This is a genomic window from Bradyrhizobium sp. NAS80.1 (assembly GCF_001908205.1).
Taxonomy (GTDB): domain Bacteria; phylum Pseudomonadota; class Alphaproteobacteria; order Rhizobiales; family Xanthobacteraceae; genus Bradyrhizobium.
In genome coordinates this window covers 1-11,267 of sequence record NZ_LGHL01000215.1, presented here as the reverse complement: position 1 = coordinate 11,267, position 11,267 = coordinate 1, and the positions used below count along the sequence as shown (strand labels likewise).

General features: G+C 59.7%; 14 protein-coding genes. 8 read left to right on the top strand and 6 right to left on the bottom strand.

Features of this window, described 5'->3' with window-relative positions; all coding sequences use genetic code 11:
* Positions 1–246 precede the first annotated feature (246 nt).
* From AC629_RS37315 to AC629_RS37305, 3 genes are read right to left on the bottom strand one after another with little or no spacing between them, the layout of a single operon-like run.
* Complete coding sequence (locus tag AC629_RS37315) at positions 247–1,374, bottom strand: tyrosine-type recombinase/integrase (RefSeq protein ID WP_084809735.1); 1,128 nt, start codon at positions 1,372–1,374, stop codon at positions 247–249.
* Positions 1,371–1,565, bottom strand: coding sequence for a hypothetical protein (locus AC629_RS37310; protein ID WP_084809734.1), 195 nt, complete (start codon positions 1,563–1,565; stop codon positions 1,371–1,373). The genes AC629_RS37315 and AC629_RS37310 overlap by 4 nt, the downstream gene beginning before the upstream one ends.
* A 13-nt stretch (positions 1,566–1,578) precedes the next feature.
* The gene (locus tag AC629_RS37305) at positions 1,579–2,154 is read right to left on the bottom strand and encodes a hypothetical protein (RefSeq protein WP_084809733.1); all 576 of its coding nucleotides are present in this window, start codon (positions 2,152–2,154) and stop codon (positions 1,579–1,581) included.
* A gap of 124 nt (positions 2,155–2,278) precedes the next feature.
* Between AC629_RS37305 and AC629_RS37300 the strand changes: the two genes are divergently transcribed.
* The 3 genes from AC629_RS37300 (at position 2,279) to AC629_RS37290 (ending at position 3,773) form a co-directional block, all read left to right on the top strand.
* A complete protein-coding gene (locus tag AC629_RS37300; RefSeq protein ID WP_084809732.1) occupies positions 2,279–2,497 on the top strand; it encodes a hypothetical protein in 219 nt (72 codons plus the stop codon).
* Between the two features lie 129 nt (positions 2,498–2,626).
* Entirely contained in the window at positions 2,627–3,025 is a 399-nt protein-coding gene (locus AC629_RS37295) for a hypothetical protein (RefSeq protein WP_084809731.1), read from the top strand.
* Positions 3,026–3,521: 496 nt separating this feature from the next.
* Positions 3,522–3,773 carry a hypothetical protein gene (locus AC629_RS37290; protein WP_084809730.1) on the top strand — a complete coding sequence of 84 codons (252 nt, stop codon included), beginning with the start codon at positions 3,522–3,524 and terminating at the stop codon, positions 3,771–3,773.
* A 638-nt stretch (positions 3,774–4,411) separates the two neighbouring features.
* Here AC629_RS37290 and AC629_RS45990 read toward each other — a convergent pair.
* Positions 4,412–4,621 carry a hypothetical protein gene (locus tag AC629_RS45990; RefSeq protein ID WP_143199744.1) on the bottom strand — a complete coding sequence of 70 codons (210 nt, stop codon included), beginning with the start codon at positions 4,619–4,621 and terminating at the stop codon, positions 4,412–4,414.
* A 160-nt stretch (positions 4,622–4,781) separates the two neighbouring features.
* Here AC629_RS45990 and AC629_RS37285 point away from each other — a divergent pair, with 160 nt between their 5' ends.
* From AC629_RS37285 to AC629_RS45985, 4 genes are all read left to right on the top strand, one after another.
* A complete protein-coding gene (locus tag AC629_RS37285; RefSeq protein ID WP_143199743.1) occupies positions 4,782–5,477 on the top strand; it encodes a hypothetical protein in 696 nt (231 codons plus the stop codon).
* Positions 5,478–5,485: 8 nt separating this feature from the next.
* Positions 5,486–5,989 (top strand): hypothetical protein, encoded by a 504-nt coding sequence (locus AC629_RS37280; RefSeq protein ID WP_084809728.1) that lies wholly within the window; start codon positions 5,486–5,488, stop codon positions 5,987–5,989.
* A gap of 382 nt (positions 5,990–6,371) precedes the next feature.
* A complete protein-coding gene (locus AC629_RS37275) occupies positions 6,372–6,899 on the top strand; it encodes a hypothetical protein (RefSeq protein WP_143199742.1) in 528 nt (175 codons plus the stop codon).
* A gap of 327 nt (positions 6,900–7,226) precedes the next feature.
* Positions 7,227–7,424, top strand: coding sequence for a hypothetical protein (locus AC629_RS45985; RefSeq protein WP_143199741.1), 198 nt, complete (start codon positions 7,227–7,229; stop codon positions 7,422–7,424).
* A 19-nt stretch (positions 7,425–7,443) separates the two neighbouring features.
* Here the strand turns inward: AC629_RS45985 and AC629_RS37270 are convergent, their stop codons facing one another.
* The gene (locus tag AC629_RS37270; RefSeq protein ID WP_084809726.1) at positions 7,444–8,331 is read right to left on the bottom strand and encodes an anti-phage nucleotidyltransferase; all 888 of its coding nucleotides are present in this window, start codon (positions 8,329–8,331) and stop codon (positions 7,444–7,446) included.
* 12 nt (positions 8,332–8,343) lie between these two features.
* Positions 8,344–9,288 (bottom strand): anti-phage phospholipase, encoded by a 945-nt coding sequence (locus tag AC629_RS37265; protein ID WP_084809725.1) that lies wholly within the window; start codon positions 9,286–9,288, stop codon positions 8,344–8,346.
* A gap of 537 nt (positions 9,289–9,825) precedes the next feature.
* On the opposite strand from AC629_RS37265, the gene AC629_RS37260 reads away from it, so the two are divergent.
* Positions 9,826–10,821 (top strand): HNH endonuclease, encoded by a 996-nt coding sequence (locus AC629_RS37260; RefSeq protein WP_084809724.1) that lies wholly within the window; start codon positions 9,826–9,828, stop codon positions 10,819–10,821.
* The last annotated feature ends 446 nt before the right edge of the window (positions 10,822–11,267 follow it).

Sequence of the window (11,267 nt, the reverse complement as noted above, 5' to 3'; positions counted from 1 at the left end):
GCGGCAGACAGGTGAAGCCCAACACACGGCCTTCCCTGCGCAGTGGCTTTACGGCTTATGCCGCGCTCTCCCGGGAGCCGAATTCCCTCTGGCCTCCCTCGCCTCGCGATCAACAGTGAAAGCCCGCCCGGTTGAGCCGGCTGACACCTCCGCAAGAGCTTGACCGTAGCAACGACGGCCAGGACCACACGGCTTGGCGACCCTGCAAATCACCATTGTTTTCACAACGGTTTCTTGCCTTTTTGGCTAATTGTCCTCGGAAGTTAGACAAACCGCGTTGCGGTTTTGTGCCTCAACCAGCATGGCAATGGCCTCGGCTGCCGCCTTCTTTCGATTATACGCATCGACGTAGAGCTGCACCTCGCGCAAGTCCTTGTGACCGCTGATCGCTGCGATCTGGAAGACGTTGCAGCCGGTCTCGGCGAGCCGCGTCAGGCACAGTTTGCGCAAACCATGCGAGGCGACGTTCTTGCTCTTGCCAGCAGCGTCAATCATCGGCGGCACCCCGGCAGCGTCGCACCACTCGCGCATCTTCGCGCCGAGGCCCTTCGCGGTGAACGGCTTGCCGTAGTCGGTCAGCAAGAACGTGTCAGCGCCGACCATCGGCATGGCTGCGATGGCCGCCGCCAGATCAGGATGGATCGGCACAGTCACCAGGTTGCCGCCAGTGCGGCGACCCTTCTGCGGCTGATAGTCCTCGATCACGCCGAGCGGGTGCGCAGCGGTCTTGCGCACATGGCGCGGCCCGATCTGCACCGCGTCAGATCGGCGGAAGGACGTGCACGCCATGATCTGCAGAGCGAGGTACGCCTTGGTGCCGATGGGATGCTTGGCCACATAGGTCTTGAATTCGGTCTCGGTCCACACGCGGAAGCCACCGGTCTTGACGATCTTGGCCTTCTCGATATCGACGGTCGGGTTGACATCGAGCAGCCGCTCGCGCTTCGCCCACCTCGCGAAGTGACGCAACGCACGCAGATTGTTGCGCTGCATGTGCGGTGTCGCCAACTTGTTGATGAAACCCTGAACGTGTTCGTGCTTCCAGCCGCGCAGCTTCTTGTCGCCGCGCGTGGCGCGCCATTTCTCGAGGTACCCACGGTTCTGCTGCCGCACGTCCTTCGTCATGTTTTTGAAGTCATCCGAGGCATAGTACTTCACGAGCGCCGCATTGACGGTGCCAGGCATCGTGCGGCTTGCGCCAATAGTCACCGGTCCGGCTCGGTCACCGCGCGCCTTGGCCGCCTCGTATGCCGCCATGAACTCGGGCGACCACGGCAGCCCCGGCAATGCCGTAGGCGGCGAGGTGTGGCGATAGTAGGTGCGCACCACGCCGGTGTGGTCGACGTAGCGTTTGCAGCCGTGCGGCAGCTTCAAAGATCGTCGTCCCACTCGTCGTCCCCCTTCTGGACCGTCTCATCCGGCTTCATCGTCACCACACTGATCCGGCCCGTCGCCTGATCAACTTCGACCCGGAAATTTTCAAGCCCGGCAGCACGGGCCGCCTTGATTGCTTCCTTCACGTCCCGCTGCCGAAACGTGCAGTTGTCACCGACCTTTCGCGACACAATATCTCTCCCATCACTTCGCGGGTTTTCCCGTCTTCTTCCGCGCCTGTTCAGCGATTTCGAACAACTCGTCCGGCTGCATGTGGAGGACGGCAAGGTTTTTGTGAAACCGCCGAAGCTGCGCGGACAGGTTCACCAGCAGCAAGCGCGAGTCGAGCATGAGCATGACCATCTGCCCGACCTCGTCCCGTGTCGTGCTGTTGATCGCTTCAACCGCGTCCTGATCGATCAGGGACAAGCTAAGAGCCAGCACCACGTCATTCGCCTTGTCTTCGGCCGAATGACGCATGTTGGCCTTCTCGGCCTTCATGACGATTGCACTCAGACGGTCCCAGTGTTCCTCGATCAGCCGCAGGATCACGCCCGGCGCAATGCCCGCTTGAATAAGCTCGAAGGCCACTACCGCGCGGTGGAAATGGTCCGGCGTGTATTCGAGCTTGCGGCCCTTTCCAGGCCGGTCGTTGCCGAACAAGCCGCCGCGCTGCAGGGCACCGAACCTGGCGCGGAAGGCTGGCACCTGATCGGTGGGGATGCCGTGCAGGCGCACCAGCGCCGCCTCCAGCTTTGCGTAGGTCGTCGTGAAGGGCATTTGCCAGCCTTTGCCGAGGTTTCCCGCATTTTCCCTCGGGCAGCCCAATACTGTCAAGTCAATATTGCTTTTACTATTCTAGTAATGTACGTTTCACTATTCCTTTTTTGGAGGAAGCCTGATTATGCCCAAAAGGTCCCACGAACAGCGCCGCCTTGACCTCATTTTCGGCGCACGGGCGCTTGCCCGATACATCTTCGATGACGAAGAAAAATGGAAAGCCGTCTATCGGCTCAAGCACGAGCTTGGGCTGTTCAAAATGCGCGGCCTGATCTGCGGCCGCCCCGCGACGATTGATCAGCGGATCGCTGCACGCGAAGCGGCAATGGAGGAGACCGCCTAGCCCTGAAGCAAACGCCGCCCCCCTGGGCGGCGTCGCTATTTTCCCGACCGAGTAAAGAAGTCGGACCTGGCAAGGCCACTCCTTTTAGCAGCTCGGTCACCGGCTGAAAAGCCGCGAAAGACCGAGCACATGACCGATCCGCGCGACGAAAACCACAAGACCTATTTTCTGCTGCACCAGCAGGATGAGGTCCGCGTCGAGATCGAGGACGGCGACCTAGTCCTCGTGCAGACCGACAGCTATGGCGAAGAGGCCAAGATCTTCGTCGGCTGCGCCTACATCGATCACTTCACCGACATTTTGACTTTCGCGTTGAAAGACTACTGGTCGCAACGGGCGCAGCGCAACACGGCCAATGCGCCGCCGACGCACCCTTCCGACGCATCCGAGCCGCCGCCGAAGCGGTCCTCCGACCCAACCGCCGCCGAACGCATGCGCCGTTACAGGGCGCGCAAGGCGGAAGTCGTTACGGAGGACGTGACCGTAACAGAAGCCGAGACCTGCACCGTAACGGCCCGTGACGCCTAGCGTAACGGGCCATGAACATGGCCATCCCGTCTATCGGGTAGGGTCCGCGAGCTTAGCCAAAGCTGATGCGGGACACCCTAACGCCAAGAAAATGCAAGGACGCGGCCCGCAGAGGAGCCGCACGGGACGCGTGGCCACTGGATCGGCCGCGCCGCCCCCGCCGCCAGATGAAGTAGCGAGAGCGCCGACCGGCTGACCCCGGCGCAAAGCTGTCCAGAAACAGTTTAGCTCGCCGATCCAGTGTGTCTGCGCACCGTGGCTCCGACCGTCATGCCAGACAACGCTTCGCCCCCCAAAGGGCGAAGTGTGCCCCGCCTTCCGTTCACCAACCGTCATGTGACACGGGAAAGGGGCACGCTGACAGTTAGTGTCCGCGTAGCGAAGCGGTAGCGCCGAGCGAAGCGAGGACGACCCGCGCGAAAGCGCGGAAGAACCCAAGACTTACTATCCGCCGAAGGCGGAACTTCTCTGCGCGCGCAGAAGAAAAAGACTGACCATGCTCGACCGCCCGCCCCACCGCAGCACCAGCCCCGGCGCAACCCGGGCGCAGCTGGCACGGGCGCGGCGCAAGGCCCGCTATCGGCAGCGCCAGCGCGACGGAAAGATGACGGCACAGATCGAGTTCGACAGCCAGGTTGTTGACCTGTTGGTCCGTACGGGCTGGCTGCCGCCGCGTGAAGTCCATGACCGGCGCGAGATCAGTGAAGCCATCGAGCGGATGCTCGCCGACGCTGCGGCCCATCGTTGAAATGAGTCTGTGACAATGGTGCACTAAGGGCCCGGCCAGATCCGCCCTGGCTTTTCGGTGCGCTGCAGGCGCTTCAGCGGTGGGGACTACCGAGGCCGATGCGGTCCCGGTACACGCCCCGCCAGCGCGGTCGGTGCATTTTTCTCGACGCAAGCTCTTTGAGGGGGTGGCGTTCCATCTGGCGGGGCAACAATGGGCCCGCCTGATGATCCGCTTCCTTTCGGTTTGCCGCGAAAGCTGCCGCGCGTCTCGGTCCTGTCGACCGCGAGGGTTCATCTGGAGAATTCGCCAGATGGGTCCCGCATCTTGGGATCTCCCAAGATAGACCCTCGCACCGCACTGCGTTCGGCTTCGATACTGGGAAAATTCCCAGTATGAAGATCATCCGTGCTTGGTGGTGTAGGTCCGATCCTCACTGCAAACGTTCGCAGTGAAAGCTGGGGCGGCCCTATCTGCGGAATTCGCAGTGAGCCTGCCTTCCATACTGGAAACGTTGCCAGTGCGTGACGCGCTCCGACGCGACCGTCCTTGCGGTTTCATACTGCCCGCGCGGGGCAGTATGAACCGTAAACGTGTGACCGAAAATAGCGGGACGCATACCCACCCGCTGTCTTCCCCTCGTGCGATCATGGCCCCGATCAACGAGGTTCGCCATGAATGCACCGATCCCCCTGCGGCCCGACTTTCGCGAAGCCGCCCGCCTCGAACACCGCGCCTGGAGCCGCGCACTGGCTGCCCAGGCGCTCAGCTCCCCCCCAGCGCAGTGCCGAGAAGATCCTCAAGGCGAACTGGCCGCATGATCCACGCGCCGCCGTGATCTTGAAATCCGCCGTGTCGCCGACGAGCACGGCGGACTTCCCGCCCGTCGATATGGTCGCCGCGTTCCGCTCGCTCGCTCCAGGCAGCGCCGCGTGGAAGCTGTTCGATCACCCGAGCGCGTTGCGGCTTGATCTGTCCGGCATCCACGAAATCGGCCTTCCGCACCTTGCGGGCCTGCCGCCGTCGCCCGTGTTCGTCGCCGAAGGCGCGCCCGGTCCCGTGCTGCAATGGTCGTTCCTCAAGAACGCGTTAGGACCCGCGCGGAAAATTCTAGTCTTTGCCGGTGTCAGCGAGGAACTGGAAAATAGCTCGCCGCAGAATGCATCGGCGGTTGTCGGGCGTGTGCTGGCCGACGCGACGAACAAGAGCATCGACACCATTGCTTTCGATTTCAATCCAGGCAACCTGATCCGGCCACCGGGATTGCTCAATGGCGTGACAGCTACCGCGCCAGCCGCGACCGCAACTTTCCTGGCCGAGACCATCACCGCCGACGTGGCCAATCTTGTCGGGGCCATCGGCGCGGCGGGCATCGATCCGAGCGACGCGGTGCTGATCGCTGGTCCGCGCGAAGTGACGTGGCTGAACTACGCTGGCTTCACCAATGCAATCCCGAGCCTTGGCGTGGCCGCTAAAACCGTGATCGCTATCGCGCCTGCGGGCCTTGCGTCGGCCTATCAAGGCCCACCGGAAATCCAAACCAGCAAGGAAGCGACGCTGCATCGAGAAACCAATCCGGCCGAAATCGTCGGCAGCGACGGTGCTGTAGCTGCGCCGAGCACCAGCCTCTTTCAATCCTATCTGATCGCCGTTCGCGTGCGCGCCAGGGCCGCGTGGTGCGTCGCGCCTGGTGCCGCGCAGTACGTCACAAATGTCAATTGGTGAGGCGAGCCATGAGCAAGTTCACGCCGGAAGAAGCCGCCGAGATCATCGCTCAGAGCCATGAGACGCTGCGGCGCGTCAACGCGGCGCTGGCTGGTCCGCGCCTGGACCTGGAAAATGCAGAAGCTGTCGAGATCGCCGCCAGTTTCGAGCCGCGCGTCGAGACCCGCAACCAGCGCGACAGGCGCGAACTCGAACAGCAAGAGGCGCTGTTTGCTGTCGAACGCGAGCGCGACCGCATGGAGCGTGCCGAGATCGCCGCTGTTGCTGCGGCTGAACAGCGGATCGCTGGCCTTGAAGCTGAGGTGCTTGAGCTGGCGCGTGCCACCAACACCGTCATCGAGGCGCTCGAAGGCGAGTTGGCGCACGTCACGTCGGAAAACCGCGAATTGAAACTTGCGCAGGTCAAGCTGGAGACGCGCGTCGCGGAGCTGCGGATCAAGGTCACTGAAACCGTCGACCCTGATCGCAAAGACATTCTCGAACTGCCACTGATGTCGAGGTTGGTGCAATAACGGAGCGCGACCAGATGGTGAAGCGCCTGGCGAACGACCTTAGAGCTCCGAGCCCACGTTCTTGAGCCCTCGACGCATCGGAAATCACGTTGTAGTGTGAAACCAGATCCGACGTCTAGTGCCCATTTGCGCGAGACGATTTTGAAGATTTCGAAGAATATTTTGATCCCGCGTAGGATTTGCTCACGAGATGGCCGCTCGACCTGACCTTTATCCGCCAGCCTTAATTCGCGCGCTCGACAGTTGGCAGGCCGGATCAAAAAATAAGGAAAGCAAAGCGCGGCGACTGCGACACGCAAGCAGCCACTTGCCTGCGGAGTATCGCGTGCCTCCTCCAATCGTGTTTCGGCAAGTGCGCGTGAATTTCCTACATGGGATAGGTATGGCCGTCGGCGTTACTCCGGAAGCCGTATCCTCCTGGACAGTGTCGCAGCAAGTTGCGGAAAAATTTCGTGAAAGCGATCAAGATCGAGGAAAGGTCCTTATGATCTTCGCGCGCCATCCCGCTGCCGACGATGTCATCCTTAATTTGACCGCGCTCTACGCCGACCCGGACTTCATGGAGACCGTAAGGGTCACAGCTGAGCAATTAGACAAACAGTTTCGCGGCATTGAAAAATGGCAAGGCACACAAGAAGAGGTGGTGCTTGAAGAGACAACCATCACGAACGATGAAATCATCTCGCTCGGCGCATTTCGGCAATTGAGTGATGCGGTACCCCTACTAGGGCCTCGCGAACCAGGCGCTCCTTCTGACGATCAGATTTTCAAAGAACTAACCGGCAAGGCGGTCAACGAGCACTTCTGGACCCCGCCGAAGAGCGCCGCGACCGGCGTCCGCAACGCGGCGGAACGCGCTCAAGCGTTTCTCAGAGATAAGCGTCTCTGGCCAAACAAACTCCCGAGCTAACGGGCCAAGTACCTGGCTGTGGGTGTCAGGCGGGAGGGGCGGGTCCGAAACTACAGGACCCCAGCTCATCGGAGCGCGGCGGCGCTTCCGTTTTGGCGGCCGCACATTGCGAAAAACCGCCAGAAAGAGTTTTCTTCGCCGAGTGGCGCTTCTCGCCGAGCTCCGCCCATAGCGCGGCCCATGCGGCCCTTCGCAGCCGGTAATCGGGGCTGAACGGGCCTGATCGACAGGCCAGAGCGGATAACTTTCCGATAACCAAGCGGGCTGATGATGATCTCATCGCAAACTACGCTGGCACTGCCAACATATGAGAAAAGGGAAGCCCCGGTGAACCAGTTCTATGTATCTGACGAACAGTCAGCAAAGCGCTGTCACGAGTCCAGAAACGAGCAGAAGCCCATCACCGTGTCCGGTGTCGATGTGCTGGAGGACACGGTCAAGCCATTCACCGGTATCGTTCAAAGTGTTGAAGATTATGGACCCAGCGCTCGTCAGGGACGCCGTTGGCGTGTGAGTATGTATTAGTCGGTAGGCCAAACGGGGGTTAGCTCTCCCAGTACTTCTTCAGTGCAGCTGTGAAGGCGTTGAAGTTTGCGATCGGCCACGATGTCGGAGAATTATCGCGCACGAGCCAATGCATGTTATTTGCGCAAACGAGCTGGTCGCGGTTGGCCGTAACAATGTGGTTGAAGCAGTTTATCCAAGTCTCCTGATAGGTGCCGCCGAACTTATCGTTCGGCACATTGTAGAGCATTCCTTCAATGAAATAGGAAGGCGCTACACCGTTGGCTAAAAGGTTTTTGCCGATCATCGTGTTCCGCATGTTTTTAAAGATGCGGACCATGTGCTTAAAATAGCTTTTTGTGTTTTGGTGTTTGGTTGTGCAATTCTGCGCGTGCAGCTTTGGGAAATTTTCGATCATCGAGCCGCCCGCCGGGTAAAAGCATACGCCCTCGTCGAAGCGCTGGTCCTGCCAAGACTTGAACGCATAGTAGCGGCGAAACTCGTAAGCGATCAACACATCAGCGTTTCTGCGCCCCGAGTTATTGCCGGGGATGTACAGTGCTTTCTTTCCAGTATTCACGCTGTTGTAGAGCCGCGTGATGTATTGCGCGGCGTCCCGCTTGAAGTCGTCATAGTCATACTTCGCGGGGCCGTTGCTCAGGGCGTCATAGGCGCGCCTGTCTTCGACGGAAAGGCGGCTCAGGTCCTTGTAGAAGCCGCCGGTGTAACAGAGAACGATGTCAACATCGCTGTCGCCATAGACGTTTGTATCGTTCTTGTATGAGCCCTGCAGGAATACCTCGGTCTTGGCTAAAGGATATGGGACTCCCTTGTCGAGCAAGTTGCTCCGGATGCGATCGTAAGTGTCCGTGAACTGGGACGTGGGCCCTTGGGACGCCCAGATGTCAAGCTGACTTTCCGCAATCATTTTGTTTCCTAATCAGATCAGAAGCTCCCGCAGGCGAGCCTCAGCGTCTCGCGCGCAGTCTCGTCCTCGTTGCCAAAGTAGCCCGAGCTTCTGCAGGTCAACCTCCAGCATGTCGGTCGCCATTTCCGGCTCCGTATACGTCGTATGGATACGGACGGTTTCGACCTCACGAAAAAGCACTTTTCTCAACTGGTCCATCGATTGCGAGCTGATCTCCATTGTCTTCTGAAGGAACACCATGGTCGGCAGTTTGCTTAGCCATTTTCGGATGCTCCAAGCAGGCAATCTTGGAGAAGGGTACTCGCCTACGCCGACGCTCACTACGCGAACATCCTTGCGAGCGAAGCCGAGCGACTCGGTGGCATCAACAATGGCGTAGAGCGTAGGATTGTTTGCGACGAAGCCGCCATCGCGTACATCGATCCGCTCGCCGCGACTGGTGGTCACAAACTTCTTCATAAAAAAGGGAAAGGCAGAGCATGAACCAACCACAGCATCTCGGATAGTGCAGCCGAACCCGGGCTCAAACGTCGCTTTTCCGAGGAAGGCCTGCCTAATGTCAGTCTTGAAGATAATGGGTCGCTCTTCCAGCCATCGCGTCCCAACAATTCCTACGCCAGTCTTGAATGCGTCGAACTTCAAATCACCGAACACTTCCGATGCGAGCGCCTCCAAGGCAGCGGTTTTTTTCCATGGCAGCAAGCGCGCCATCACCGTCACAACATGGGTGCGATACAACTCTTCGATCTCGTCGACCGACTTTCCGATGCCCAGCAGCGCGGCAATGATAGCGCCAGTCGATGTCCCATAGACGAGGTCGAACTTGTCGCAGAGGCGGCAACCGACAAGTGCTTCGATTTCCTTTAGAACACCAAGCGTGTAGAACCCTTTTGCTCCCCCGCCATCTAGGCTGAGGATGCGAAAGAGTTTTCGTTCAGAAGAATTGTCGATCACCATGCCCCTCGCCCCACGAGAAATGTAGACCACAACCTGCGGTCGCGCTAGTGGGTACCAATCGTTAGTCATCGTGAGTCTGGGTTGCCGCTATGGCGGCGCAGGCCCTGGAGCCAGTCAAGCGGGGAGCGAGATGTCGAAATTCCTTCAAGTCGCCGCAGGTGTCTTGGGATTAGTGGCCGCCATGCTTTGGTTCTTGGCCGCCCGTGTGCAGCCCGCTCCGGGACCCTTCGGCTACAGCGTTGTTCCTAGCCCCGATATGCCCTTTTACCGAAAATGGAGGGCAGCCTCGAACCTCAATCAGTGGGCAGCTGGCGTCACCGGGCTTTCAGTCCTGTTGGCTTCGATCAATCAGTTTTTGCCGTCCTAGCCGATTGCAGCCGCGCGCCTTGCCGCGAGGCCTGCAGTGCGCTTTTCCGAGCTACCGCCGCTCCATACACCGGCCGACCCGAACGCGCACCAGCGGCCAAACAGTGCGTTTCGTAAGCTTCAACTTTCCCCAGACGGATCGGGGCGGTATACGGGTTCGGGGGGTTCTTGATGTCCGATCTAAATGATGCTGTTGCGAATGCGACCGGTGAGCACGGGGTGGCGCTCCGGTGGTTCCGAGATCATACCGGTCAAACTGTTACCTGGTCCGATATCCAGGCTCACGCCGACCAAGGTGCCCGGCTAGTGAACCAGGCGAAGGGCATCTATAAGCCCCACTACACGGAATACGCGCTCAGCGTGCGCCAGACTTTAGAGAGTCCTTATGCCGACAAAGAGGTGCAGCGGCGTCCGGACGGCAGTTGGGTCTATCCTTATTTCCAGGAGAACCGGGACCCAGCGCAGCGCGACAGGGAGGCCACCAATCGTGGCTTAGTCAAATGCATGGACGATGGCGTTCCCATCGGCGTGCTCTTGCAGACGAAGCCAAAGCCTGGCGTGCAATACGAAGTTCTCGGCCTCGCTACGGTCTCGGAGTGGAGAGATGGCTACTTCATCCTGGAGGGCTTCTCTAGCGAGGGAAGCATCCACCAGGCTGACGCAGCTCACGACCGTGCCACAGCGGAAGCCTCTCCTGTCGTTCAGGACTTTGATCACTTGGGCGCGGCCGATCAGCGTCAAAAAGCGATAGCGGAAGTCGTCCGCAGACGGGGACAAGCAAAATTCCGCAAGGCCCTGCTGGAGGCCTACCGAGGCACGTGTGCGATCACGGGCTGTGACGCTGTTGAAGCGCTCGAAGCCGCTCATATCGCCCCATATCGAGGCGATCACAGTGACCATGTGCAGAATGGTTTGCTCTTGCGAGCAGACATACATTCGCTTTTTGACCTGGGTCTGATGTCGGTCGATCCGGCGACGATGATGGTCGTTATTGCGGCGGGTTTGGTCGGAACGACGTATGGAGGGCTTGCGGGAGCTGCGCTCTCACTGCCCCTTGATCCGAGAAAACGGCCGTCACTTGACGCACTGGCGAAACACTTCGAGTGGTCTGATATCAACCCAAACGCTGCTGCTCGTAGAGTTGCCGATCCTCTACAGCCCACGTAACCACTGAAACAAAAGGAAGCCCGGCCAGCTTAGTGCTGACCGGGCTACTCATATCCCCAAACTTTGGGGATTTGCGTTGATCAGGGCGCGACCTGGCTAAGACCGTTAGCCAAGGCCGGAAAAACGCTAAATGGTTCAATGCCCGCGTTATAGCCGTTAGACAACCTATCGCATTGTTTTCATTGCGAAGTGCCATAACCACACGGTTTTGCCGTACGCACGGTTCGTTGGCGCCACAGGGTTCGATAGCGTTGTGCACGTTGCCATCGAAATGCTGGCGAGACGAACCTGACAGCGCCGCTCGTCGACGCGAAGCCTCGGGCTCACGGAGAGCAATCCGCCCTGCCCTTAGCCTCTCGCGCCCGACGCTGCCGCGTCCACCGCAAGCCCGGCCCTGCGAAACGTGACGACACAAGTTCGCCCCTCAAGGGTGAGCCGGGATGGGC